The 26,017-nt window shown below is 54.6% G+C and carries 27 protein-coding genes; 17 read left to right on the top strand and 10 right to left on the bottom strand.

The window, feature by feature from the left end:
* Nucleotides 1-107: 107 nt before the first annotated feature.
* Genes ruvC through ruvB form a run of 3 tightly spaced genes read left to right on the top strand, consistent with a single transcriptional unit; the run spans nt 108 to nt 2,329 of the window.
* On the top strand, nt 108-614 hold the full coding sequence (gene ruvC / locus Q4544_RS06380) for a crossover junction endodeoxyribonuclease RuvC (protein WP_303504664.1): 507 nt from the start codon (nt 108-110) through the stop codon (nt 612-614).
* On the top strand, nt 611-1,297 hold the full coding sequence (gene ruvA, locus Q4544_RS06385; RefSeq protein WP_303504665.1) for a Holliday junction branch migration protein RuvA: 687 nt from the start codon (nt 611-613) through the stop codon (nt 1,295-1,297). The genes ruvC and ruvA overlap by 4 nt, the downstream gene beginning before the upstream one ends.
* A gap of 3 nt (nt 1,298-1,300) precedes the next feature.
* Nucleotides 1,301-2,329: a Holliday junction branch migration DNA helicase RuvB gene (gene ruvB, locus Q4544_RS06390; protein WP_303504666.1), complete on the top strand. Its 1,029-nt coding sequence runs from the start codon at nt 1,301-1,303 to the stop codon at nt 2,327-2,329.
* 345 nt (nt 2,330-2,674) lie between these two features.
* Here the strand turns inward: ruvB and Q4544_RS06395 are convergent, their stop codons facing one another.
* The 6 genes from Q4544_RS06395 to Q4544_RS06420 form a co-directional block, all read right to left on the bottom strand.
* The gene (locus tag Q4544_RS06395) at nt 2,675-2,956 is read right to left on the bottom strand and encodes a hypothetical protein (RefSeq protein WP_303504667.1); all 282 of its coding nucleotides are present in this window, start codon (nt 2,954-2,956) and stop codon (nt 2,675-2,677) included.
* A gap of 101 nt (nt 2,957-3,057) precedes the next feature.
* The gene (locus Q4544_RS06400) at nt 3,058-3,249 is read right to left on the bottom strand and encodes a hypothetical protein (protein ID WP_303504668.1); all 192 of its coding nucleotides are present in this window, start codon (nt 3,247-3,249) and stop codon (nt 3,058-3,060) included.
* Between the two features lie 48 nt (nt 3,250-3,297).
* Nucleotides 3,298-4,422 (bottom strand): alanine/ornithine racemase family PLP-dependent enzyme, encoded by a 1,125-nt coding sequence (locus Q4544_RS06405; protein WP_303504669.1) that lies wholly within the window; start codon nt 4,420-4,422, stop codon nt 3,298-3,300.
* Nucleotides 4,419-5,609, bottom strand: a complete 1,191-nt coding sequence (locus tag Q4544_RS06410) for a DUF1611 domain-containing protein (RefSeq protein ID WP_303504670.1) — start codon at nt 5,607-5,609, stop codon at nt 4,419-4,421. The genes Q4544_RS06405 and Q4544_RS06410 overlap by 4 nt, the downstream gene beginning before the upstream one ends.
* A gap of 69 nt (nt 5,610-5,678) precedes the next feature.
* Entirely contained in the window at nt 5,679-6,509 is an 831-nt protein-coding gene (locus Q4544_RS06415) for a hypothetical protein (protein ID WP_303504671.1), read from the bottom strand.
* Complete coding sequence (locus Q4544_RS06420; RefSeq protein WP_303504672.1) at nt 6,499-6,852, bottom strand: hypothetical protein; 354 nt, start codon at nt 6,850-6,852, stop codon at nt 6,499-6,501. Before Q4544_RS06420 ends, Q4544_RS06415 begins: the two co-directional genes overlap by 11 nt.
* Nucleotides 6,853-7,518: 666 nt before the next feature.
* Between Q4544_RS06420 and Q4544_RS06425 the strand changes: the two genes are divergently transcribed.
* The 14 genes from Q4544_RS06425 (at nt 7,519) to Q4544_RS06490 (ending at nt 21,253) form a co-directional block, all read left to right on the top strand.
* Complete coding sequence (locus tag Q4544_RS06425) at nt 7,519-8,172, top strand: hypothetical protein (RefSeq protein WP_303504673.1); 654 nt, start codon at nt 7,519-7,521, stop codon at nt 8,170-8,172.
* Between the two features lie 111 nt (nt 8,173-8,283).
* Nucleotides 8,284-8,673, top strand: coding sequence for a tol-pal system-associated acyl-CoA thioesterase (gene ybgC / locus Q4544_RS06430; RefSeq protein ID WP_303504674.1), 390 nt, complete (start codon nt 8,284-8,286; stop codon nt 8,671-8,673).
* A 111-nt stretch (nt 8,674-8,784) separates the two neighbouring features.
* Complete coding sequence (gene tolQ / locus Q4544_RS06435) at nt 8,785-9,459, top strand: protein TolQ (protein WP_303504675.1); 675 nt, start codon at nt 8,785-8,787, stop codon at nt 9,457-9,459.
* Between the two features lie 3 nt (nt 9,460-9,462).
* The gene (tolR, locus tag Q4544_RS06440) at nt 9,463-9,930 is read left to right on the top strand and encodes a protein TolR (protein ID WP_303504676.1); all 468 of its coding nucleotides are present in this window, start codon (nt 9,463-9,465) and stop codon (nt 9,928-9,930) included.
* A 10-nt stretch (nt 9,931-9,940) separates the two neighbouring features.
* On the top strand, nt 9,941-11,017 hold the full coding sequence (locus Q4544_RS06445; protein WP_303504677.1) for an energy transducer TonB: 1,077 nt from the start codon (nt 9,941-9,943) through the stop codon (nt 11,015-11,017).
* 62 nt (nt 11,018-11,079) lie between these two features.
* Entirely contained in the window at nt 11,080-12,345 is a 1,266-nt protein-coding gene (gene tolB / locus Q4544_RS06450) for a Tol-Pal system beta propeller repeat protein TolB (RefSeq protein WP_303504980.1), read from the top strand.
* 79 nt (nt 12,346-12,424) lie between these two features.
* A complete protein-coding gene (pal, locus tag Q4544_RS06455) occupies nt 12,425-12,937 on the top strand; it encodes a peptidoglycan-associated lipoprotein Pal (RefSeq protein WP_303504982.1) in 513 nt (170 codons plus the stop codon).
* 12 nt (nt 12,938-12,949) lie between these two features.
* Entirely contained in the window at nt 12,950-13,762 is an 813-nt protein-coding gene (gene ybgF / locus Q4544_RS06460; protein ID WP_303504678.1) for a tol-pal system protein YbgF, read from the top strand.
* The gene (gene tilS, locus Q4544_RS06465) at nt 13,753-15,000 is read left to right on the top strand and encodes a tRNA lysidine(34) synthetase TilS (protein ID WP_303504679.1); all 1,248 of its coding nucleotides are present in this window, start codon (nt 13,753-13,755) and stop codon (nt 14,998-15,000) included. The genes ybgF and tilS overlap by 10 nt, the downstream gene beginning before the upstream one ends.
* Before the next feature lie 93 nt (nt 15,001-15,093).
* A complete protein-coding gene (ftsH, locus tag Q4544_RS06470; protein WP_303504680.1) occupies nt 15,094-17,013 on the top strand; it encodes an ATP-dependent zinc metalloprotease FtsH in 1,920 nt (639 codons plus the stop codon).
* 195 nt (nt 17,014-17,208) lie between these two features.
* Entirely contained in the window at nt 17,209-18,885 is a 1,677-nt protein-coding gene (locus tag Q4544_RS06475; RefSeq protein ID WP_303504681.1) for a formate--tetrahydrofolate ligase, read from the top strand.
* Between the two features lie 54 nt (nt 18,886-18,939).
* Nucleotides 18,940-19,251 (top strand): chorismate mutase, encoded by a 312-nt coding sequence (locus tag Q4544_RS06480; RefSeq protein ID WP_303504682.1) that lies wholly within the window; start codon nt 18,940-18,942, stop codon nt 19,249-19,251.
* Between the two features lie 27 nt (nt 19,252-19,278).
* On the top strand, nt 19,279-20,169 hold the full coding sequence (gene folD, locus Q4544_RS06485; protein WP_303504684.1) for a bifunctional methylenetetrahydrofolate dehydrogenase/methenyltetrahydrofolate cyclohydrolase FolD: 891 nt from the start codon (nt 19,279-19,281) through the stop codon (nt 20,167-20,169).
* A 220-nt stretch (nt 20,170-20,389) separates the two neighbouring features.
* Nucleotides 20,390-21,253, top strand: coding sequence for a LytTR family DNA-binding domain-containing protein (locus Q4544_RS06490; protein ID WP_303504686.1), 864 nt, complete (start codon nt 20,390-20,392; stop codon nt 21,251-21,253).
* Here the strand turns inward: Q4544_RS06490 and pdeM are convergent.
* The 4 genes from pdeM to Q4544_RS06510 form a co-directional block, all read right to left on the bottom strand.
* Nucleotides 21,204-21,875 carry a ligase-associated DNA damage response endonuclease PdeM gene (pdeM, locus tag Q4544_RS06495; RefSeq protein ID WP_303504687.1) on the bottom strand — a complete coding sequence of 224 codons (672 nt, stop codon included), beginning with the start codon at nt 21,873-21,875 and terminating at the stop codon, nt 21,204-21,206. The two genes, Q4544_RS06490 and pdeM, sit on opposite strands and share 50 nt — an antisense overlap.
* Before the next feature lie 49 nt (nt 21,876-21,924).
* A complete protein-coding gene (locus Q4544_RS06500) occupies nt 21,925-24,333 on the bottom strand; it encodes a ligase-associated DNA damage response DEXH box helicase (protein ID WP_303504688.1) in 2,409 nt (802 codons plus the stop codon).
* 9 nt (nt 24,334-24,342) lie between these two features.
* Nucleotides 24,343-24,663: a metalloregulator ArsR/SmtB family transcription factor gene (locus tag Q4544_RS06505; protein ID WP_303504984.1), complete on the bottom strand. Its 321-nt coding sequence runs from the start codon at nt 24,661-24,663 to the stop codon at nt 24,343-24,345.
* Nucleotides 24,664-24,749: 86 nt separating this feature from the next.
* Nucleotides 24,750-25,979: a TCR/Tet family MFS transporter gene (locus Q4544_RS06510; protein ID WP_303504689.1), complete on the bottom strand. Its 1,230-nt coding sequence runs from the start codon at nt 25,977-25,979 to the stop codon at nt 24,750-24,752.
* Between the last annotated feature and the right edge of the window lie 38 nt (nt 25,980-26,017).

Genomic DNA, 26,017 nt, shown 5'->3' on the forward strand with positions numbered 1-26,017 from the left:
TTTTTGAACCTGTGGCGGAAATACAATTCATAGAAAGCTGCTTGGTATTTGTTCTTGTTTTGTGCTAGCGATTAACAAAACGCCGAAAAAAGGCAGGAGCAGGCAATATGCGCGTATTAGGAATCGATCCCGGTCTACGTAACATGGGATGGGGCGTCATTGATGTTGCGGGAAGCCGTATCAGCCATGTCGCAAATGGGATTTGCCATTCAACCGGTGATGATCTCGCGCAAAGGCTTCTCTCTTTATATGACCAGCTGACCGATGTTGTGCATCAGTTTCAGCCAGACCATGCCGCGATTGAGCAGACCTTTGTGAACAAAGACGGGGCTGGCACGTTGAAACTTGGTCAAGCGCGCGGGATTGCACTTTTGGTTCCGGCGCAGGCTGGGCTAACGATTGGGGAATATGCCCCCAACAAAGTGAAAAAGACCGTTGTTGGTGTTGGGCATGCTGAAAAGCATCAGGTCGAACATATGGTAAAGCTTCAATTACCCGGTGTGCAGATTAAAGGCGCAGATGCGGCAGATGCTCTGGCCATTGCGATTTGTCATGCGCATTATGCGAAAGCAGCCGGTGGGCTGGAGAAAGCCCTAAGGAGAGCGGGTGCATGATCGGAAAGATTTCAGGTCGCATTGAGTATCGCACAACAGACCACGTGCTTATCGATGTCAGGGGCGTAGGTTATATCGTCTACTGTTCCGAACGCACCTTGATGGAAATGCCCGCAAATGGTGAAGTTGTCGCGCTGTATACTGAAATGCTTGTGCGCGAAGATCTGATGCAGCTCTTTGGCTTTACCACTTTGTTTGAGAAAGAATGGCATCGGTTGTTGATCTCTGTGCAAGGCATCGGCGCTAAGGCGTCATTGGCGATCTTAAGCAGCCTAGGTCCAGAAGGTGTTGGACGTGCAATTGCGCTGGGGGACATCCCTGCGATCAAGGCGGCCAAAGGTATTGGCCCTAAAACCGCGCAACGTGTTGTGCATGAGTTAAAAGACAAAGCACCCGCCGTCATGGCTTTGGGCGGTTCGTTGCAAGACGCAACGGGGGATGCGCCGGCGCAAGTGGATGATGTGATTGAACCGGCAGTCTCGCCGGCGCCTGCACGTAAAGCGCCTGCTGCCCCAAAAGCTGGGGTTGCGGCGCAGGCGGAAGCTTTGTCGGCTTTGTCGAATTTGGGATATGGTCCCGGAGATGCGGCGTCGGCAGTGGCGCAGGCTTCTGGGGATGACCCTGATCTGGATACCAGCGGATTGATCCGGGCTGCTTTGCGGCTTTTGGCGCCGAAGGGATAAGTCATGGAAACGCCTGATCCAACATTGCGTCCTGAACCTCAGTCCGGGGATGCGGACCGTGCTTTGCGGCCGCAGGGCCTTGGCGAGTTCATTGGCCAAGCCGAAGCGCGTGCGAACCTAAAGGTCTTTATTGAATCCGCGCGTCAGCGTGGGCAGGCGATGGATCATACTTTGTTTCATGGCCCCCCGGGTTTGGGGAAGACCACCCTTGCGCAGATTATGGCGCGGGAATTGGGGGTGAACTTTCGGATGACATCTGGTCCAGTCCTTGCAAAAGCGGGGGATTTGGCAGCTATTCTGACAAATCTTGAGGCGCGGGATGTTTTGTTTATCGACGAAATTCATCGTCTCAATCCGGTCGTTGAAGAAATCCTTTATCCAGCGATGGAGGACTTTGAACTTGATCTTGTGATCGGCGAAGGGCCTGCTGCGCGGACAGTTCGTATTGAATTACAACCGTTTACACTGGTTGGGGCGACGACACGGTTGGGATTGCTGACCACGCCTTTGCGGGATCGATTTGGGATTCCGACGCGGTTGCAGTTCTACACCGAAGACGAATTGAACGAGATCGTCACCAAAAACGCCCGTAAACTCGGCGTTCCAACCGAAGAGGGTGGCGCGCGTGAGATTGCGCGGCGTTCGCGTGGGACGCCACGGATTGCGGGGCGGTTGTTACGACGGGTTGTGGACTTTGCCCTTGTTGAGGGGAATGGCCGTATTTCACATGAGCTCGCCGATGGGGCGTTGACCCGACTTGGGGTGGATAACCTAGGTCTTGATGGCGCTGACCGCCGCTATCTACGCTTTATTGCAGAGAATTATGCGGGTGGCCCTGTTGGGGTAGAGACCATTGCAGCCGCTCTAAGCGAGAGCCGGGATGCGATTGAAGAGGTGATTGAACCGTTTCTTTTGCAGCAGGGGTTGATCCAACGCACGCCACGCGGACGGATGCTGGCGCAGAAGTCTTGGCAGCATTTGGGGTTATCGCAGCCGAAACCCGCCAAGAGCACAGACGACCTGTTTGAATAGGATAGGTTTCGCGGCGAAACGGTTGCGCATCCTGCGCACGGATACCGAACATCTGGTTAATGTGGAAATTCGTACGATTCACGGGGTGAAACGTACGTTTGAGTTTGCGTGGGGCTTTGCCCCCTTGGCCCCCCTGACGGGATGGCCAATTCCCCCAGAGTATTTTTGGGAAAGATGAAGAGGGGGCTAGGTGGTGTTGGTGTCGTGGTTGAGGTGTGTTGGTAAACGGGGGCTATGCGGACAAAGCGAGCTTTCACAGCAGTTCCGCTAAGGTCTGCTTTTCTAACAGCTCAACTTATGGTCATCGCAGGTCTTGTGGGCGGGCCCATTGCCTGAAGCGGGATGCTAGAAATCGTCAAATTCCGGAACATTTCCAAGCCGTATAAGGAAGTTCGGTAATCCGACTTCACCACTGTCTGGGTCTTCATGAATCATGTAGGCATCCGCACCAGCGCAATCCTCGGATTGCGCCTCCCGCTCGGCTCTATTCTGAGCTTCTGCTGCTGTTGAATATTGAAATTGCTTACCAATCTTCAAGCTTGCTTGCCCGTGCTGACCGGGCTTCTGTTCCACATATGTCTGACAGATATAGTGAACTTTTGTGGTGCTCTCGTCTGCGTGGGTCATAGGTAGATCCTTTGCGCGTGTTGTAGCGCGCCCGAAGCTTGATAGGAATGGGCAACAGGTGTGTTATCGACAAGAGCGGCCCGGGTAGAACTTGGCGTGTTTTACCGCGTCGGCTTTGCCGGAGTGTTGGCTTCGCGTTCGAGGCGAGCAATCCGCAAGCGGTCGTTTTTGGCTTGCTGTTTCTGAGCCTCTTCTTCGACCATCTTTCGAACGATCCGGGTCGTCTTATCCATTGGCGTTTCTGCTTTGGGAACTTGCGCTTTGAACACGCTTGTTTTTGTCAGCTTTGCCATTTGAGTTTCTCCTTCTGATTTTACCTGAGCGCGTGTAAATCGGGGCGCTCAAACCGATGCTAGATAAGTGCCCGGCTCATCGGCACCGGGTGCGTATTGGGCGGGTCGGTCATTGCTTAAATGTATCTGAATATCCGGGGCCGCCGTGGCGCGCATCAAAGCAGCGTAGCCCATCTTAAAACGCATTTCTGATCCGACGCAGAGCGCCGGGTCTGGCATGCTAATAACAAGATGGTCGCTTGTTGCACCGATAAGTGTCGTGCCAACAAGCATCGAAAGCCCCGTCATATCCGAGTCTTGTTGCCCAACGGCAAGAATGAGCCGCGTTGTCCCTGATATGTCGGGTGCATTCTGAAATCCCGCCATTGAAGAGCGGTCAGCCGGGCTTACGACAGGTTGCATCGACTTAACGTCCACCTCGATGACTTCGGCGACTAGCGTGAAAGCATCCGAAAACAAGCCATCAATTTGATCTCCAGTGACCGGGTCAACGCCAAGCAGTATAGCTTCTCCAAGGCGCAGATCGTTGATCCGGCCAATGGCTGGTTGCTCAAGCGCCCATGGCAAGTTTGCAGAATTGCCGCCAGATACCGTTTCAAGGAATGGGCCACACTGCCTATCGATATCATTGGCAAGAACAGTCAGCGCCTGCATCTTTGCAGCAGTTGGAGCAAGGCCACTCAGACACGCGAAGTTGGCCCCAATGCCTTTCAGCGCCACACCGGGCATATCCACCACGTGCTGTGCCATGTCGCCAAGGTCGTGTGGCCTGATTCCCTCGCGCTGATCACCCAATTCGACCATCAGGATAATGCCGTGAACCGTGTTTTGTTGGCGCGCCGCAACTGCTAGGGCTGCAATCACCGCTCTTTCTGTGTTGTAGCTCGCCTCACAGTATTGCACCACGTCATCGACCTGACTGAGCATTGGCGTTCTGATCAGGGTGATCGGGCACGCCATTCCTGCCTGGCGCAACCGCTTTACGTTGCTTAAACGCGCTTCAGCCAAACCCACAGCGCCCCCGTCCAACATCGCGCGCGCGATGGCTGGATGGCCGCAGACAGCTTTAGTTACTGCGGTTACACGAATACCGGGCACTGCCAACCGTTCAACAATGATCCGCGTATTGTGGCGCACTTTGCGCAGGTCGACTTCTAGGCGCGGGCAACTCAAATCGCAGCCACTGGTGTTTCTTGCCGCAGGCCGGGATAAGCGGCAACGACCATGGCAAGCAAATGTGCAGTTGGTCGGCTGAGCGCGTCGGTCACAGGCAGGCCAAGTTTTTCCGTTTGAGCGGCAATGGTGTTTGTGATCTCGGTGTCGGACATACCCTCGTGATTAAGCGTGACGCCGATGACCTTGGTATCAGAAAACGCCTCGATCAAAGCAATCTCACTCGCCGGGGTAGGCATTGGCATGTCAGGAAAATCGCAACGATGCGCCCGTTTTGGTGCATGCTGAAGGATAACAGCGTCCGGTTGGCTACCTCGCAGGATAAAGGCAGAGGTACAGAACGCGGGATGGCTCAACGCACCTTGGCCCTCAATCAAAATGACATCGGGTTGCTCAGCTTCGGAAGCCGCGACAATTGCCCCCTCAAGTTCTCCACAACAAAATTGAGGGGGGACCGCGTCCATCGTCACACCATATTTTGCGCCTTGCATCAGGCCCGTTTGACCTGTTCCAACCAGAACGGTCTTGATGCCCTTTGCGTTCAAAGAATGAGCCAAAACCGTTGCAGTGGTCCGCTTTCCGATGGCGCAATCGGTCCCAAGAACGGCAATGCGCAGCGCATCAACATTTGCGATGCTGCCATCGAACAAACGCATGTCTTTGCTAGGCTTGGGTTTGCGAATGTCACGGATAGTGACCTGTCTTTCCAATGCCCTTTGCGAAAATTCAGTATCGTCGCTCAGATATTCATGCAGACCACTAACGATATTCATACCCCGTGCAATTGCATCCAGTATCACACCACGATCAGCTGTTGAAAGCCGTCCTGTAGAGGGGGCCATTCCATAAATGAAGGTATCAGGTATCGAGGTTTCACAGGCGACGGCGGTATCTAGGTCTTCGACAATGGGTATGGTGTTCATCACGTCATCAAGGACCTGCCCGCTGTTTTTGCCACAGCAAGTGCTGTCGATAACCGAGACGATCCTGTAGGCCTCTGAATGACGTACAAGGCCATTGGCGGTCTTGCCGTCAATTTTGGCAAAGTTGCCTTCGCAATAGACAACTGCGGTCGGGACCTGAGTCAACGAAGATGACAGTGGTGGTGTGTCTCGGATCACGGTTGGCGCTTTAGCATGTCTTACAGGAGAGCAAACGCTATCTACTGTCTGAATTTCGGGTTTCATCGTAATTTCCTTTTGGTGGCGAGATTGTCGCCCAACAAAGTATTGAAGCAGAATTTTGGCGCGACGCGTTCAGTTATTGAGAACGCAAATATCCCGGGACCTTTGGAAGTTCCGGTTACATTCCCAACGGTTTCCGGACCTATCGAGATGGGCATCTGCGGGAATGTTGATTGCCTTGCAGCTTGCACCAGACGTTTCATATCCCCTCTGGCACTTCCAACCCTCGCCGTACGACGCATCGTCAAAATATGCGAACTCAGGGATGATTACCGCCGCGCATTGACCATCCTGTTGGAAAAAACCACGCTCGCATGACCAGGGTTGCCCATAGCCAGATCCGTTGAGATATCCGTTAACCGGAACAGCGATTGCGGCGCAGTTGTTATTGTTCTTCTCAAACCCGCGATCACATTTCCAAGTGGACCCATGGGGCGCAGTGGCCAGATAGCCATGTTCCGGCACGACGACCTCTTGGCAGGTATCATCGACTTTGAAAAAACCACGCAAACAGTGCCAACGTTCGCCCGATGGGTCCAGAAACCCACCATCGGGCACAACAAGCTCAACACATTTTGTCTCACTGACTTGGCGATAGCCGTGATGACAATCCCATCCGAGCCCATAAGTTCGGTTCGTTTCATATGCATTTTCAGGGATGACAATGGCAGCACAAGCCTCGCCGAGAGGCCGATACCCGATATCGCACTCCCAACCGTCACCATAGCTCTTTGCGCTAGCGTTTTCTGGCATGGGTTGGGAGATCGCTGGCAAGGCTAAAATAAACAGGGCAAGAGTGGGCGCGAAGAAGAAAGAGAGCCTTTGAGTACAGGCTTTCGCAAACCGAACTGCACCAATAACTGTGCGTGGCGACTTTTGCGATACCGTGGATTTATGAGTCATTCAACTCAAGCCCCGCAAGACAAGCGTCTGCGAGGCGGCGATCCGGTGCATCTGAGCCGGGCCGGGTCGCCCAACCTGTTTCCATCATCGCATTACGGCGGCCAAAGCCTGAGAGATCCTGAAGGATTACGAGCTTATCCGTGCGTTCTGGATCGGCTGCTGAGAGGTCTAGACACACAGGAACCATCGCCAAAGTCACTTCGCCAGTCGCAAAATCCTGTGCCATGGTTTGGGCTTTACTGCTCGTTGTCCATCCTCCCCAAGCAAAGCCGATGACAGTAATCGCAATCGCGCCACCCAAAGCACCGTAGATGCTAGGTTTCGTCCATTCTGGAAAAGTCATTTTTGATCCTTTGACGGAGAAAGCGCCGCCTCACTATTTTTACGCTGACACGATTTGGTATCAGAGGCGTATTAACGTTGTGCCGATTGGCACCGCGTAGTTGATGTCTGACCCCAGTTCAGGGGCTAGAGCAGCCGTCAAAGATGCATATACCTAGGGCAAGGGCATTGCGGTCGTGCGCGATAACATCGGCACCCTTCCCAAACGCCCATGCCTGATGCAGCACGTGACAGTTGAATTTTGATGATAGAAGATCGTCGTCCGCTCCGGCAGGCGATGCGCCTCTGTCGAAGTAAACCACAACTTTGTATCCTGTATATGTAGCGTCTTAGCACTGTGATTACAATGATAGTTGGCTTGTACGGGTTTCTAATATCGCCCATGACCTTTATTTGAGGGCGAAAGCGAACAGCCAATTTGGTACGCCGCATTCAGCCCGTCCACTCACGCACACGCTATGCCAATGCCGAAAGCAGCCGTTCGTGCGGTGCACAGCATTCGTAGCTTTGGACTCAATCCGGACATCTAAGACACTTGATCAACGGGTGTGTCCGCCTTCGGCATCCCCCCACACACCTCCCACTTGAAATTTACGCAGTAGCAGGGCATTGACCTGCGAGCGATTTTGGATCGTGTTTAATGCCTTTGATACGCGGAAGTTTGACCATGACAGTAGCCAGCGCCCCTTTGATAACTCCTGAACAGATTGAGGCGTTGTTTACGCAGAATGACGGCTCTTATAGTTTTGCGCGTTGGGGGCGGCCGATTGTGCCTGTGGTGTTTGGGGTGCAAGATGACACGCTGAACGTGGTTAAAGGCGCTATTGAAGCGGTTGTGACTTTGGCGGGTCATGCGATGGCAGAGACGGACCCGGAGTTGGGTGCGAACCTGATGGTGTTTTTCTTTACCGACTGGAACGAGTTGCTGGAGATCCCGGATTTTGATCGTTTGATCCCAGATTTGGAACCGCTGGTTGCACGATTGGATGCGGCGGGGGCGAGCCAGTATCGGGCGTTCCGGTTTGATGATGATTACGCGATCAAGGCGGCTTTTGTGTTTGTGCGTATGCAGGGCGAGATGGCGAAGCTTCCAGCGGAGACGATTGCATTGACGCAGGCGGCGCAGGTGATTGTGTTGTGGGGCGAGACGGCGTTTGCGGCGCAGTCGCCCTTGGCTGTTTTGCCCGAAACGGGCGCGACGATCCTGCGGCCGGATGTGGCCGGGGTGATTGCGGCGGCTTATGATCGGATGATGCCACCCAGTGCGGATGACGCGAGCCACGCGCTGCGGATCTTTGCGCGGTTGCAGGGGCCGAAGTAACGCGGGCGATTAGGGCTGGGTTAACGGCGCGCGGTTTGTTCATCGCCATTTTTATTGAAATGCATTCGGCACTCGCTTAACCGGGGTTATGATACTTATCGGGAGGGGCATATGGAGCATTCGTTTCCAGTTCGGGTGTATTACGAAGATACCGATATGGCGGGCATTGTGTTCTACGCCAACTATCTAAAGTACATCGAACGTGCCCGCAGTGATTGGGTTCGGGGTAAGGGCATTGATCAGGCGGAGTTGAAAGAGACTGATGGTTTGGTCTTTGCTGTGCGTCGGGTTGAGGCGGATTATCTGGCGCCTGCGCGGTTTGATGACGAGCTGATCGTGGAAACCCGTCCGATTACGGTGACGGGCGCGCGGCTGGTGATGGAGCAGATCGTGAAACGGGACAGTGAATTGCTGTTTCAGGCGATTGTGACGATTGTTTGCATCAACGAAGCAGGGCAACCTGCGCGGCTTCCGGCAAATATTCGCTTAATGCTTCACTGATTTCGGGCAAATTCTCGTTACTGCGACAGATTTGATGGCTTTCCCCGTTTAAACTTTGTAGTTTCTTGGCAAAAGGGCCAAGAAATGGCCATCAGATAACGAGCAGGCATTATGGAAGCAGCAGTCGATTTCTCGATGTGGGCGCTTTTCGCGCGCGCCACTTTGACCGTGAAACTTGTGATGATGATCTTGATCATCTCCTCCGTCTGGTCATGGTCCGTGATCATTCAGAAAATCATCGTGTTCCGACAGGCGCGCCGAGAGGCGTCTGAGTTTGATCGCGCGTTTTGGTCGGGTGAGCCTTTGGATGGGTTGTTTGACCAGATTGGGCCGGAGCCTGAGGGGCGGTCGGCGAAGATTTTTGCAGCCGGTATGAGTGAGTGGCGGCGGAGCCATCGTCAGGATGGTGGGCTGATTGCCAATGCGACCAGCCGGATTGATCGGTCTATGGATGTGGCTGTGGCCAAAGAGGCCGAAGATTTGCAGCGCGGTTTGCCGGTTTTGGCGACGATTGGGTCGACGGCTCCGTTTGTGGGTTTATTCGGGACTGTTTGGGGCATCATGAATGCCTTTATCGAAATTGCAGAACAACAGAATACAAACCTGGCCGTTGTTGCGCCGGGGATTGCTGAGGCGTTGTTGGCGACGGGCTTGGGTCTGTTGGCGGCTATTCCGGCGGTTATTTTCTATAACAAACTGTCTGCGGACAGTGATCGCGTGCTTGCGGGCTATGAGGCCTTTGCGGATGAGTTCGGGACGATCCTTAGCCGTCAGTTGGATAGTTAAGCGATGGGTGCCGGTGTCATTCATAAGCAGGGCCGGGGGCGTCGTAGCCGCCGGACACGTAGCCAGCCTATGGCCGAGATCAACGTAACGCCATTCGTGGACGTGATGTTGGTGTTGCTGATCATCTTTATGGTGGCGGCCCCTTTGTTGACCGTGGGCGTGCCTGTGGAATTGCCAAAGACGGCGGCGAACCCATTGCCGGGTGAGCAAGAAGAGCCGTTGACGGTGACTGTGACCGCAGATGGTCGGGTGATGATCCAGACGACGGAAACGGCGTTGGATCAATTGGTGCCAAAGCTGCGTGCGATTGCGGTCGAGCGGGCCTCGGACCGTGTGTATCTGCGCGCGGATGGGTCCATTCCGTATGAAACCGTTGTTCAAGTTATGGGTGCGCTGAATGCTGGCGGGTTTGCTGACATTGGCCTTGTGACAGATATTGGTGGTCCGTCTCTTGGCGGGCAGGACGGCTGAGGCGGTTCGTTTGCATATCGGTCAATATATCTCGGGTGGTGCCCACACAGTTCTTATTGGCTGGGTGCTGTTTGGCGGCGTGTTTAACTCTGCGCCGGAGCCTGTCGAAGTGACGGGTGTTGATATTATTACGTCTGAACAGTTTGATGCGATTTTGGCGGCGCAACGCGCGCCTGCGCCGGAAACGGATGTTGAAACACCTGTTGCGCCAGAGATTAAGCCGGATGCGCCCGAGGTTGCACCGACGCCTGATCCGGTTGCGCCACCGCCACCGCTTGAACCGGTAGAGGCCACACCGCCGGATGCGCCGCCTGTTGTGACACCGCCGGAAAATCCTCCGGTTGATGTGACTGACACTGCACCAGATATTACGCCGCCAGAGCCGATCACGAATGCGCCGGAACAATCGCCGCGTCCTGTAGCGCGCCCTGTGAAGCGCGTGGCGCCAGAGGCTGTTGAAGCGCCTGATCCAGATCAGCGGATTGCGGATGTGGATCAAGCCGAGACAGCACCGGCGGAAACGCCTGAACCTGTTGAAGAGGCCCCAGAGCCGACGGCACGCGAAGAGGCGGCGACAGAAATTCCGACTGAGCCAAAAGAGACGTCATCGGCACCTAAGTCGTCTGTCCGTCCAAAGGTGCGACCACAGCGGCCAACACCGCAGGTGGCGGAAACGCCAAGCACGGATAGCAGTACGTCGCGCGATACCAGCGTGAATGATGCGCTTGCGCAGGCACTTGCAGAAGAGGCTGCGGCACCAAGTGGGCCGCCGCTGACATCGGGTGAGCGTGACGCGCTGCGCATTTCTGTTCAGCAGTGCTGGAACGTAGATGTGGGCAGCCAAGCGTCGAATGTGATTGTAACCGTCGGAATGTCACTCGATCGTGATGGTAAGGTCGTAGGTGGGTCGTTGCGGCAGCTAAGTGCCTCTGGTGGTGATGAAAATGCGGCTCGGGCTGCGTTTGATGCCGCCCGACGGGCGATCCTTCGTTGCCAAAAAGGCGGCTATAAATTGCCGATTGAGAAATATGACCATTGGCGTGACGTCGAAATGACGTTTAATCCGGAGAAAATGAGGCGCAGATGAAAAAGTTAATTGCCACCCTCCTGTTTGGTTTGTCAGGGATCTTTGCCACGGCAGACGTCGCTATGGCGCAGAATGGTCCGCTTCGGATTGAGATCACTGATGGTGTGATTGAACCTTTGCCCTTTGCCGTTCCGAATTTTGTCGCAGAGACAAGTGGGGCGGGGCAGCTGGCGCAGGATATTGCGCGCGTGGTTGCGGCGGATTTGTCGGGCACTGGATTGTTCCGCGAAATTCCGAAAGAGGCGTTCATTAGTAACATCACGAATTTCGCATCACCTGTGCAGTTTGCCGATTGGAAAGCGATCAATGCGCAGGCGTTGATTTCTGGTGCGGTGACTGTCGAAGGCGGCGGGAATGTTTCGGTGAAATTCCGGGTCTACGATGTGTTCTCTGGTCAAGAACTGGGCAATGGTCTGCGCTTTCGCGGCACACAAGATGGCTGGCGTCGGATGGCGCATAAGGTGGCCGACGCTGTGTACAGCCGGATCACTGGCGAAACCGGATATTTCGACAGCCGCGTGGTTTATGTGTCTGAAACTGGTCCCAAGAACGAGCGTAAAAAGCGGTTGGCGATCATGGATTATGACGGTGCGAACCTGAAGTTTCTGACCGACAGCAACAATATCGTTTTGGCCCCACGGTTTTCGCCAACCGGTGATCGGGTGCTGTATACCTCTTATGAAACAGGGTTCCCGCGGGTCTTTGTTTTGGATGTGGGCAGCGTGACGCGCCGTGTGCTGGAAGATCAAAGCGGCACGATGAGCTTTGCGCCGCGCTTTTCGCCAGATGGTCAGGACGTTGTGTTTAGCATCACTGAGGGCGGCAATTCGGACATCTATCGCATGAACATTGGGTCGGGTCGTCGGACGCGTTTGACATCGGCGCCGTCGATTGAAACCGCGCCAAGCTTTAGCCCGGATGGATCAAAGATTGTGTTTGAAAGCGATCGGTCTGGTTCGCAGCAGCTATACGTTATGGATGCGAATGGCGGTCAGGCGACGCGGATCAGTTTTGGTCAAGGTCGCTACGGCACGCCGGTTTGGAGCCCGCGTGGGGATTTGATTGCCTTTACCAAGCAAAGCAAAGGACGTTTCCACATTGGTGTGATGCGTGTTGATGGATCAGAAGAGCGTTTGCTGACCGCGAGCTTCTTGGATGAGGGGCCGACGTGGGCACCGAATGGTCGTGTGATCATGTTCACACGTGAGACGCAGGGCGCAAATGGATCGTCGTCTTTGTATTCGGTTGATGTCTCTGGTCGGAACCTGAAACCTGTGCGAACACAGGGCGGTGGATCGGACCCAAGTTGGTCGCCATTGCAACAGTGAATTTTAAATTTGCCATAGCTGTGGTAATGATCTGAAAAAACAACATTTATGAGCGCAACAGTCGGGAGCTAAACAGATGATGGGTACTTTGAGTAAGTCGGTAATCCTTTGCGCGGTCGTTGCGCTTGGGGCGTGTACAAATCCGAACAGCCTTGGCCAAGGTGGCGGTGCGGGTGCTGGATCTGGCGTGTCGGCGATTGAGCCGGGCAGCGCGAGTGACCCAACAAGCCCAGCTTATTTCCAGCAAACCATTGGTGACCGGGTGTTGTTCCTAGTGGATCAATCGACCTTGACGGACGAAGGCCGCGCCGTTTTGGCAGCGCAGGCAGGTTGGTTGAATACCAATTCGGATTATGTGGCGATCATCGAAGGCCATGCGGATGAGCAGGGTACACGCGAGTATAACCTTGCCTTGGGTGCGCGTCGCTCGAATGCCGTTCGCGAATATCTGGTGTCACAGGGTGTTGCGGGCAACCGTTTGAAAACACTGAGCTACGGCAAAGAGCGCCCGATTGAGATTTGTTCGGCTGAGGCCTGCTATTCGCAGAACCGTCGTGCGGTCACGATTATTTCGGCTGGCCTGTCGAGCTAAGGAGAGAAGACCATGCGCGCATTTGCACTTGTTGTCATGTTGATGGGATCGGTGTCGCCGGTCGCGGTTTCTGCTCAGCAGAGCGAGACACTGGCGGACATCCGGCAGCAGATGTCAGTTCTTTACGTTGAGGTGCAACGGTTGAAGCGCGAGCTTTCAACAACGGGTGCACCGCAGGGGAATGTGTCTGGCGGATCGGTGCTGGCGCGTATGGATGCGATTGAGCTGGAGCTTCAGCGGCTGACGGGCAAGACCGAAGAGCTGGAGTTTCGGATTGATCGTGTGGTGGCTGATGGGACCAACCGGATTGGCGATCTGGAGTTTCGTCTGGTTGAGTTGGAGGGCGGGGACGTCAGCCAATTGGGTGAAACATCAACATTGGGCGGTGAGCTTGAAAAGGTTGCCGTGCCTGTTGAGCCTGAAACACCATCAACTGAATTGGCTGTGGGTGAAGAGGCTGATTTCAATCGCGCCTTTGCTTCGCTTGAGAGCCAAGATTTCGGCATGGCAGCAGATCAGTTCGCGACGTTTAGCCAGACTTATCCTGGTAGCCCGCTAGAAGCTGAGGCGCATTTGCGTCGCGGTGAAGCGCTTGAAGGCGCCGGGATCACGGCAGATGCGGCGCGGGCCTATTTAGAGAGCTATTCCGGCCATCCGCAAAGTCGCGTAGCGCCAGAGGCGTTGTTCCGTTTGGGCGCGACCTTGGGCAAGCTTGGTCAGGTGAACGAAGCCTGTGTGACCCTTGGCGAGGTCGAAGCACGTCATCCGGGTGATGCGTTTGTTGCGGATGCGCAGGCGGAAATGCAGAGACTTGGATGCAACTAAGCGGTGACGATCACACGCTGCTTGAGACCTTAAAAACCGAAATTGCCAATGTGAATGCAACTCGGATCGGCGTGGCCGTGTCCGGTGGCGGGGATTCCATTGCTTTGTTGCTGCTCTTGGCGGCGTTGTCTGCTGACACCAACATTACAGTCGAAACGATCACCGTGGATCACGGATTGCGCGAAGGCTCTGCCGAGGAGGCGGAGTTTGTTCAGCAGACCTGTAAGGGATTGTCGGTGCCGCATGCGATTGCGCGGTGGGGGGCTTGGAACAAGTCTGGCAATTTACAAGCGGCGGCGCGTGACGCGCGGTATCGGTTGATTGCGGAATGGGCGCAGCGGCGGGAATTGGATGTGGTCTGCATTGGACACACGCAGGACGATGTGGCCGAGACATTCCTGATGCGGTTGGGGCGTGAAAGCGGTGTCGATGGGCTTGCCCGGATGCAAAGCGGATTTGAGCGCAATGGTGTTCAGTTTCTGCGGCCGCTGTTGGATGTAAGCCGCGAAAGTTTGCGGGCATACCTGCGCGGTAAAGATCAAACGTGGCGCGAAGATCCATCAAACGAGAATGACGCCTTTGGGCGTGTGCGGGCGCGGCGGGCGTTAAGGGTTTTGGACGATATTGGTTTGTCGTCCTCGGCCTTGGCGCAGGTTGCGGGTAATATGGCCGATGCAAAGGTGACTTTGCAGCAGGCCACATCCCGTTTCGCGCAATCAGCCGTTGTTGAAGACGCGGGTGATCTGTTGATTGATCCGGCGATGTTTCGCCTTGAAACGGTTGAGCTGCGTCGGCGATTGTTGAGCGCAATGTTGGTTTGGATGGTGCCTTCGGATTATCCACCACGGCGCAGCGCGCTTGCAGAGTTGGATGCCGCTATTCTGGATCAACGGACGTTTTCGATTGGCGGCTGTTTGGTGTTTTCTAAGGCCAAGGAGATTCGCGTGACGCGCGAATTCAACGCTGTGCGCGACCTTATTGAGCATTCGCCCAATTGGGATCGTTGGATTATTTCAGGGCCTTGGCAAGTTGGTATGGAAGTGCGCGCGTTGGGAGAACCTGCGCTGGCTGGGTTGGAGAACTGGCGTGATACGGGCGTGAAACGTCAAACTTTGATGGCTTCGCCGTCTGTTTGGTATGATGGGCAATTGGTCGCGGCACCTTTGGCCGGTTCTTATGATGGATGGCAGGCCACGTTGAAATCAGCCAATTTTCACGAAAGCCTCAGCTCTGCGTAGCATTATCACATTGAACCTTATGAATTGATGTCTATTTAACACGGGTGGCAGCTGTGATAGTGACAGCGCTAATCGACTTTTGGGAGAATTGCCTTGGGCAACGCACGTAATATCGCATTTTGGGTGGTGCTATTCCTGCTGATCCTCGCTCTGTTCAATTTGTTCAGCGGCAACAGCAGCACTTTGCAGAGCCGTGAGATTGGCTATTCAGATTTTGTAGCGGCTGTTGAAGACGGCGGCGTGACCAGCGTAACGCTGGACGGCGAGCAGATTCAGTACCGTGGCGCAGACGGCAAAGACTATGTCACGATCGCGCCTGACGATGCTAAAGTAACTGAGCTTTTGCTTGGTCAAAACGTTCCGGTACAGGCCGAAGCGCAAGAACAGTCTGGTTTCCAGTCCTTCTTGCTCAGCCTGTTGCCATTTGCGTTGCTGATCGGTGTGTGGATTTATTTCATGAACCGCATGCAGGGCGGCGGCAAGGGTGGCGCGATGGGCTTTGGGAAATCCAAAGCGAAAATGCTGACAGAAAAGCATGGCCGCGTGACGTTTGACGACGTGGCTGGCATCGACGAAGCGAAAGAAGAGCTAGAAGAGATCGTTGAGTTCCTGCGTAACCCGCAGAAATTCTCTCGTCTGGGTGGCAAAATCCCTAAGGGTGCGCTGCTTGTTGGTCCTCCGGGTACTGGTAAAACTTTGCTGGCGCGTGCGATTGCGGGCGAGGCGGGTGTTCCGTTCTTTACGATTTCCGGTTCTGACTTTGTTGAAATGTTCGTGGGTGTGGGTGCGTCTCGTGTCCGTGACATGTTTGAGCAAGCGAAAAAGAACGCACCGTGCATCGTGTTTATCGATGAAATCGACGCAGTGGGTCGCCATCGTGGCGCAGGCTACGGCGGTGGTAACGATGAGCGCGAGCAGACATTGAACCAATTGCTGGTTGAGATGGACGGCTTTGAAGCGAACGAAGGTGTTATCATTCTTGCGGCGACAAACCGTAAAGACGTGTTGGACCCTGCGTTGTTGCGCCCAGGTCGTTTTGACCGGAACGTGACTGTTGGCAATCCTGACATCAAAGGCCGTGAGAAGATTTTGGGCGTGCATGCGCGCAAGACACCGCTTGGTCCTGACGTTGATCTGCGCATCATTGCGCGTGGTACGCCGGGCTTCTCTGGTGCGGATTTGGCGAACCTTGTGAACGAGGCGGCTTTGACAGCGGCCCGTGTGGGACGCCGGTTTGTGACGATGGTCGATTTCGAAGCTGCGAAAGACAAAATCATGATGGGTGCCGAGCGCCGCAGCATGGTTATGACGCAGGAACAGAAAGAGATGACCGCCTATCACGAAGCGGGCCACGCGATTGTTGGCATTACGTTGCCGAAATGCGATCCGGTTTACAAAGCGACGATCATTCCACGTGGTGGTGCTTTGGGCATGGTGATGAGCCTTCCAGAAATGGATCGCCTGAACATGTTCAAAGAAGAGTGCCATCAGCGCTTGGCGATGACTATGGCGGGTAAAGCGGCTGAGATCATCAAATGGGGTGATGCCGAAGTGTCTAACGGCCCAGCCGGTGACATTCAGCAGGCGTCTGCATTGGCGCGTGCGATGGTTATGCAATGGGGCATGTCTGATAAGGTCGGTAACATCGACTATCAGGAAGCCGCAGCTGGCTATCAGGCGAATGGCGGGGCCGGTGGCTTCTCTGTTTCGGCAGCGACCAAAGAGATGATCGAAAGCGAAGTGAAGCGTTTGATCGACGAAGGTTATGAGCGCGCTGTTCAAATTCTGACAGACAAGAACGATGAGTTTGAACGTCTGGCGCAGGGTTTGCTTGAGTATGAAACGCTGACTGGCGATGAAATCAAGCGGGTCATGAATGGCGAGCCGCCTCATGCGGGTGACGACGAAGATGGCTCTGCAGATGCAGAAGAGAAGCCTTCGTTGACTGCAGTTCCAAAGACGAAGCCGCGCAGTAAGCCGGACGGTGACTTGGAACCTGAACCAACTGCGTAAAAGCTGTTATTTGAAAATTGAAAACCCCGGTGCCCTTGGCGCCGGGGTTTTTCGTTTTGGGGCGAGAGTTAATTGACTGTGAAGATAAGCGTGGCCGCAACCGGTGGTGGATATGTCGGATTTGCAATCGGAATCTTTGGGAATGCGGCGTAACGTTGAAGAGACAGAACGTCTTTTGGGAGGGGAGCCCCGCATATGGCCTATAAATCAGATATTGAAATCGCCCGAGCCGCGAACAAGCAACCGATCCTTGAGATTGGTGCCAAGCTTGGCATGACGTCCGAAGATTTGCTGCCCTATGGTCATGATAAGGCCAAGGTGAGCCAAGCTTTTATTAACTCTGTTCAAAGCCGCGAAGATGGCAAACTTATTCTGGTGACGGCGATCAACCCCACGCCTGCGGGGGAGGGAAAGACGACGACGACAGTTGGCCTTGGTGATGGGCTGAACCGCATTGGCAAAAAGGCGATGATCTGTATTCGCGAAGCATCGCTTGGCCCGAACTTTGGGATGAAGGGGGGCGCTGCCGGGGGAGGCAATGCTCAGATCGTTCCGATGGAGGATATGAACCTTCATTTTACCGGCGACTTCCATGCCATTACATCGGCGCATTCGTTGCTGTCGGCGATGATTGATAACCATGTGTATTGGGGCAACGAACAAGAGATCGATATTCGCCGCATTGTTTGGCGTCGTGTTGTTGATATGAACGACCGAGCGCTGCGCCAGATTACAGCCTCGCTTGGAGGTGTCTCCAACGGTTTCCCGCGCGAGACGGGGTATGACATTACGGTGGCCTCTGAGGTTATGGCGATCCTGTGTTTGGCAACGGATTTGAAAGACTTAGAAAAACGGCTGGGCGACATTATCGTGGCCTATCGTCGGGATAAGACGCCAATTTACTGCCGCGACATCAAGGCCGAAGGAGCGATGACCGTGTTGCTGAAGGATGCGATGCAACCGAACCTTGTGCAGACGTTGGAAAACAATCCGGCCTTTGTACATGGTGGGCCATTTGCCAATATCGCGCATGGGTGCAATTCGGTGATTGCGACAAAGACTGCGTTGAAGGTTTCGGATTTTGTTGTGACCGAGGCTGGCTTTGGCGCTGATCTGGGGGCTGAGAAGTTCATGAATATCAAGTGCCGCAAGGCCGGTCTGGCGCCGTCTGCGGTGGTTCTGGTTGCGACGATACGAGCGATGAAGATGAATGGCGGCCTGTCCAAAGATGAGCTGGGCGCAGAGAGCGTTGCCGCGGTTAAGAAGGGCTGCGATAACCTTGGCCGCCACATTGAAAACGTAAAGTCGTTTGGTGTTCCGGTGGTGATTGCTATCAACCATTTTGTCACTGACACCGATGCCGAAGTGCAGGCGGTTAAGGACTATGTTGCGACGCATGGTTGCGAGGCGATCCTTTCTCGGCATTGGGAGCTGGGTTCTGAAGGGTCAGAAGACCTAGCGAAGAAGGTTGTTGAATTGGCAAATTCGGGTGCTGCAAACTTTGCGCCGCTCTATCGCGACGAGATGCCGCTGTTTGAAAAAGTCGAGACAATCGCCAAGCGGATTTACCGCGCGGACGAGGTTTTGGCGGATAAGAAAATCCGCAATCAACTTCGCGAATGGGAAGAGGCCGGATATGGCCATTTGCCTGTTTGCATGGCGAAAACCCAATATAGCTTTTCCACGGACCCAAGTTTACGCGGCGCGCCGACGGGGCATTCTGTTCCAGTTCGCGAAGTACGGCTGTCTGCGGGGGCGGGATTTATCGTGGTTGTCTGCGGGGAAATCATGACAATGCCGGGCTTGCCACGTCATCCTGCGTCAGAATCTATACGTCTGAACGAAGAAGGGCAGATCGAAGGGTTGTTCTAAACCGAAAAATAGGCTTTCTGCGGTCCAACGCCTTTGGGCCGCAGGAGATCAAATATGAGTGCACCCCTATCACCTCGTGACTGCAGCGACATGACAGATGTTCGCGCGGGTATTGATGCCTTGGACAAAACGCTTGTGGCGCTTTTGGTGGAACGCGCGGGATATATCACGCGGGCGATGGAGCTTAAGCAAGTCAATGGTTGGCCTGCACGTATTCCGGCGCGCGTTGAGGAAGTGGTGCAAAACGTCCGCCGTGAGGCAGAGACGCAGGGGCTGGACCCAGAGCTTGTTGATCAGCTTTGGCGGCAATTGATTGATTGGTCTATTGACCTGGAAGAAGAAGGCTTGTCACGCGACAAAGCCTAGTTTGACGAAAGAGTGCAGGAGATTCACATGACCGCAGATATCATCGATGGCAAAGCCTTTGCGGCCACTGTTCGTGGCAAAGTCGCGGAACGTGTTGCGCGCCTGAAAGAAGAAAACGGTATCGTTCCTGGCTTGGCTGTTGTCCTTGTCGGAGAGGACCCTGCAAGTCAGGTCTATGTGCGCTCTAAGGGCAAGATGACCGTCGAGGTCGGCATGAACAGCTACGAGCATAAGCTGGATGTGGATACGGCAGAAGCAGATCTTTTGGCGCTGATTGATAAGTTGAACAATGATCCTTCTGTGCATGGTATTTTGGTGCAATTACCGTTGCCGGGTCATTTGAACGAAGACTTGGTGATCAACTCGATTGATCCTGCCAAGGACGTTGATGGCTTTCACATTTCCAATGTTGGGCTGTTGGGAACGGGTCAGAAATCTATGGTGCCGTGCACGCCGCTTGGCTCGTTGATGATGCTTCGGGATTATCATGGGTCTTTGTCGGGCATGAACGCTGTGGTGATTGGCCGTTCAAACATCGTGGGCAAGCCTATGGCACAGCTATTGCTGGGCGATAGTTGCACTGTGACGATTGCGCATAGCCGTACCAAGGACCTTGCCGAGGTTGTGGGGCGTGCTGACATTGTTGTGGCCGCCGTGGGCCGTCCTGAGATGGTTCCGGGTGAGTGGATCAAAGAAGGTGCGACAGTTATTGATGTGGGCATCAACCGCATCGAACGTGACGGTAAAAAAGTGCTGGTTGGCGATGTCGATTTTGCGTCTGCGTCAAAGGTTGCTGGTGCTATTACGCCCGTTCCAGGTGGTGTTGGCCCTATGACCATCGCCTGCTTGTTGGCAAATACGGTGACTGCATGTTGCCGCGCAAATGGATTGGCAGAGCCTGAAGGGCTAACAGCCTAAGCGAGCGATCTCTCCCAAAAATCTAATTTTTTTGGGGGGTTGTCTAATAAATATGTATATTGGTCCCCTTGAGGCTGTTTTTCAGCTTTGAGGGGAATTTTTTTTGTGTTTACCCTTTCCAATTTTATGGAAATGAGGTTTTTTGCTCGGCGAGCAAAGTTTAGCCGATTGGCGAACCCGCTATTGTGTAACGATTTTTTATAGGGGCTGGCATTTAAGGATGGGGTATTCGGAAATCCTGCGTGACACGTTTAAGTCACTTTTTTCAAAGATGACCATTACGATTTGGGCAATCTGTTCAATGGGTGCGGTTCTTGCAGGTCCATTTGGGACCTATAGTTCGATGTCGCTGTCGGCGCGTTTGTTTTATTGGCCAGCGGTTGTGACAACCTCTATTTTTCTGGGGTATCTTGGGCACGCGATTGCGCGGATGATCCTGAAGGAAGAGAAAGAAAGCATATATGGCCAGCTACTTGGTGCTGGTTTTGGTGCGCTATTAGTTACGTCTGATGTTTGGGTTCTGACGAAGCTGTTCGCTCCCTTTGGATCTACGCTACCAAGTTATTCGACATTGATGGGCTACGTCGGGTTCGTTTTTTTTGCGGTCCTTGTTTCACGGTTCGGCATGCGCGGTGTTTTACAGTCGGCCAGCATTGACCGTTCGACGATCGATGCGCAAGAGTTCGTCGCAGCACAGCTATCTGAGGCACCAAACGACATTCCCCAACCTCCGCGATTGGTGCGCCGATTGCCTGCAAAATTTGAGGGGCAGATCTTGCGGCTGACCGCTGACAATCATTTTGTCGAAGTTGTTTCAGAATGCGGTTCTACGTCGCTTAGAATGCGATTGCGTGACGCGGTGTCTGAAATGGATGGGGTTGAGGGATCATTGGTTCATCGCTCTCATTGGGTGGCGCATGAGGGTATTCAGAGCGTTGAGAAAGTTCGGGGCAAACTGGTTATTCGCTTGAGTAACGGCGATGAAGTGCCGGTTAGCCGGAGCTATCGCGCAAGCCTAGAAGCCGCGAACCTGCCTAATTTTCCCGGCGGGGCATCGGAACAATCCGAGGGGTTTGGCCAGTAATAATGGCCTTAGCCTCTGGTCGCATCAAATTTACGAAAGCTTTGTCTGTACTGCGTAATCCGCCAGTATAAGTGCCATAGGCGGGTAAAATCACGCGATCGCTGTCAAACAAAAAGGCCGGGCGTGATATGCCACGCAGGCGTGTTTGCACGCGGACTTTGGGATGGTAATGCCCTGAGATTTCGCCACTTTTCCCTGATTCCGCAATGTGTCTAAAGGTGAGTGGGGGGTGGGGAAGCTCGGCCAAGTGACTTCCGGGAAGTTCGATTGGGCCGGGATCATGGTTGCCCTCGATCCAAACCCAACGACGACCAGCTTGGAGCTGGTGAATCCAATCGTTCGCTGCTTCGGGAAGTGAGCCCAGAACATCCAAGTCATCAAAGCTGTCGCCCAAGCAAACAACCGTTTGCGCATTGGTGCGTTGAAGGTCTTGTTCGAGTCGGATCAGCGTGTCTTGCGTATCATAGGGGGGCAGGTGTGAGCCGCCTTTGCGCAGGATACGTTCGGATTTTCCGAGGTGAAGGTCGGAGACACAAAGCAAGCTTTTGTCGCGCCACCACAGCGCCCCGGAGCCGAGGGCGGTCAATTGCGCACCTGCTAATGAGAATTCAACACCCTTCATAGGTGTATTGGTGGCTCAATTTACTTGGTGGAGCAAGCGAATAACGGCGCTAGGTTGATAAACCTGCAGCGGTCATTAGTGCAGCTTCTTCTTCGGCCAAAAGCCGTTCTTCTGCGCTGCCGGAAACTGCGACTTTGCCGACCTCTAAAAACAAGGGAGCGGCGAGAGGTGGGACGCGGTCCAACTGCACGAGATCAATGCGATCTTGGACGCGATCCAACATCTCGTCGATGCGGGCAAAGTCGACGAGGCCGCGCATGGCCTCTTGGCGGGTGATCTTCATCATCAGGTGGTCGGGATCGTATTTCAGCAAAGTGTCGTAGAGGATGTCGCTAGAAAACGTGGCTTGGCGACCCGATTTGCGCTGGCCCATGTGGTTGCGTTCTATCAGACCAGCGATGGTGGCGGCCCCGCGAAAGGTGCGTTTCATCAGCGCGTTGCCGGCCAGCCAACTGTCGAGGCCATGGTGCAGGCTGTCTTTGTCAAACAGGGGCGTTGGATCGGTGACGGCATCCAATCCCCAGATCAACGTGGCATAGTCAGTTGCGACAAAGCCCATGGGGGCAAGGCCCATGTCTTCCATGCGTTTTGTTAGCAGTAGGCCAAGGGTTTGTTGGGCATTGCGGCCGGCAAATCCGTAAACGCAGATGTGGTGGCGATTGTCGTGCGGGAAGCTTTCGATCAGCAGGCGACCGGGTTCTGGTAGGCGGGACAGGCTTTTGTGAAGGTGCAGCCATTCTGCGGTGTGCCTGGGGAGTTCTGGCCAATCCTCTTTTTGAAACAGCTTTAGAATGCGTTGCGAGAGCTGGGTGGAGGTTGAGAATTTGGTGCCGGAAAACGTGGCGACTTTGGGTTTGCGGCCTTTGTCGCGGCTGACCTCAACGGTCATCTCACGCAGGCCTTCGTATTTCACAATTTTGCCGCCGATCAGGAAGGTATCGCCGGGGGTGAGGGAGGCGGCAAAGGACTCTTCGATTTCGCCAAGCGGTTTGCCCCCACGGCTGCGACGCATGCGGACCTTTAGCAGATCGCTGTCTTGGATGGTGCCCGCATTCATGCGCAGTTTGGCGGCGGTGCGTGGGTCACGGAGCTGCCATTGGCCATCGGGGCGCTGCATCAGCCGTTGCCATTGATCATAGGCGCGTAGGGCATAGCCGCCGGTGGCGCAGAATTCGAGGCAGGTGTCAAAATCTGCGCGAGTTAGGTCAGCGTATGCGCCGGCGGTGGTCATTTCAGCATAAAGATCATCTGCCATAAACGGCCCGCTGGCGGCGCGTAGCAGGATATGCTGGCAGAGGACATCCAAGGGGCCTGCACCTTGGGTCTCTCCGTCTAGGTCGTGTTCTTGGACCGCCTGAAGCGCCGCGACGCATTCGATGACCTCAAATCGGTTAGCGGGCACCAGCAGCGCTTTTGACGGGGCGTTGTAGCGGTGGTTGGCGCGGCCAATGCGTTGCACCAAGCGTTTCACGTTTTTGGGCGCGCCGATTTGGATCACCAGATCAACATCCCCCCAGTCGATACCTAGGTCGAGGCTGCCGGTGCAGACAATTGCGCGCAGGTCGCCACGCACCATTGCGGCCTCTACCTTGGTGCGTTGCGCGCGGTCTAGGCTGCCGTGGTGAATGCCGATGGGCAGGCCTTCGTCGTTGGCGAGCCAGAGGTTGTGAAAGAAGATTTCAGCCTGTGCGCGGGTGTTGTGAAAGATCAGCGTGGTTTTGTGTTTCTTGACCTGCTCCAGCACCGCAGGGATGGCATAGGCCGCGCCTCCGCCTGACCATGGCGGCGCCTCTGAAGTGGTGAGCATGGCGATGTCGGGATCAGGGCCGGGGTCTGCTTGGATGATCTCGCAGGGGTTGGGATTGCAGGCCAGAAAGGTGGCGATGTCTTCTGGTTTATCAACCGTGGCGGAAAGGCCGACGCGCTTAAGCCCCGGGCATATCGCCTCGAGCCGGGCGAGGGCGAGCATGAGTTGGTCGCCGCGTTTGCTTTCGGCGAGGGCGTGGATTTCGTCGATGACGATGCGTTTGAGGCCTGCGAAGGTGCGGGCTGCGTCCTCGTAACTGGTTAGAAGCGCGAGGCTTTCTGGTGTGGTCAGCAAGATATGGGGCGGGTCAGCGCGCTGGCGTTTTTTGTGGAAGTTCGGCGTATCGCCGGTGCGATCCTCGATACGGATGTTTAGGCCCATTTCGTCCACAGGCGTGCGTAGGTTACGTTTAATATCCGCGGCTAAGGCTTTGAGTGGGGAGACGTAAAGCGTGTGCATCCCGGTGTGATCGCTGGTGGCCAGATCGGTGAGCGTTGGCAAAAAACCGGCAAGGGTTTTGCCGCCACCTGTCGGGGCGATCAGCAACAGCGCGGGCGCACTGCTGCGGTTCAACATATCCTGCTGATGTGGATGGATAGACCAGCCCTTTTGCGCAAACCAGTGCTGGAACTGCGGGGGAAGGTCGCTCATGTGGGTGGGTTACTCTGGGTTAGGGGCGCAGAACAAACGGTACATCAGGTCGATCACCTGCGCCGTATTTGGGTCTGCCAAAGAATAGAAGATAACTTTGCCCTCACGCCGAGTTTTGACGAGATTTTCCTCGCGCAGTCGTGCCAACATCTGACTGACAGCAGCTTGGCGTACGTCCAGCAGGGACTCGAGTTCGCTGACTGATTTTTCTCCGCCACCCAAATGGCACAGAATCATAAGCCGACCGCCATGAGCCAGCGTTTTCAGGTAGGCAGCAGCTGCTTCAGCATTCGCGGCCATTTCGCTTGAAGGAACAGGTGCTTTCTGCATGTTCACGTTACAAATCCTTTTGACTTTTCCTTTCAATAACATGGCTCACGCTTTAGCGCGAGATGCCGGTTGGATTCAGGTGGGTTTTAGGGATTATTGGCCATGGATATTGTCGGCAAAGGCTTCTTGCTGTTGATAAAAATAGCCGCTGCAATCGCCATGAGCGCGGATGATAAAAGGAATGCGGCCCCCGGTAGGTAGGTGGGAGAGGATGTGCTGGAAAAATAGGCAAATGTCTGTGTCATAATCAATGGCGATAGGATCATGCCAAAAGAGCTGACAGAGGCTAAGACACCTTGGAGTTCCCCTTGGGCATTGTCGGGGACACGTCGTGATAGGATCCCCTGTAGCGCGGGCAGGCCGATGGCTGCCAAGGCGGCAAATGGGGTGAGGCCTAGTGCAACCGCACCTGAGGCCACAAAACCCATGAAAAACAATACGATGATCTCTAAACTTAATCCGGTAAGAACCGTGCCGCGATTGCCCATGTATTTCAGTGATGGGCCCACCAAGGCCCCCTGAACAATCGCATAGAATGTCCCAAATATAGCTAAGGATAGGCCGATCATTCCGGGCCCCCAGCCAAAGCGTTCGCCTGCGAAGTACGACCATGTTGCCGGGTAAACGAGGGTTGCGACTTGGTAAAAGAAATAGACCAACAAAAGGGGCGTTAGGCCGGGAAAATTGGCGACTGAGCGGAGTGCGCCCAACGGGTTTGCGCGTGACCATTCAAACGGGCGGCGGATTTGGTTTGTGACTGTTTCCTTTAGGACGAGCCAACCTAGCACCGCATTCCCTGCCGCGATAACTGAGGCTGCGTAAAACGGAGCGCGTGTGCCGTAACCTGCTAACAAACCACCCAGTACGGGGCCAAGGACAAAGCCGATTCCAAAGCCAGCACCGATCAGGCCAAAGTTTTTGGCTTTCTCTTGAGGAGTGCTGATGTCTGCCATGTAGGCAGAGGCTGTGGAATGCGTGGCTGCGGCGACCCCGCCACCAAGACGCCCTAATAATAAGATCCAGATCGACCCAGCGGTTGCCATAACCAAATAGACGCCGGACATGACGACAAGCGAGATCAGCAATATCGGGCGTCGGCCATAGCGATCAGACAGGCTGCCCAGCAGGGGGCTGAACAGAAATTGCATAGTGGCAAATCCGGTGGCCAGTAAGCCGCCCCAGATCGCCGCGTTTGCAATATCGCCGCCGTTGATCTCGCGGATTAGGTCCGGTGTTACGGGCATGATCAATCCAATGCCCATTGCATCAATGACAACGGTCAGAACCACAAAAATGGTAGGTAGCCTAGACGACATATACGTTCTTTCGACCGGATTAGAGGATGTTCATCATC

This window comes from Cognatishimia sp. 1_MG-2023, from assembly GCF_030548175.1.
Classification (GTDB): Bacteria; Pseudomonadota; Alphaproteobacteria; order Rhodobacterales; family Rhodobacteraceae; genus Cognatishimia.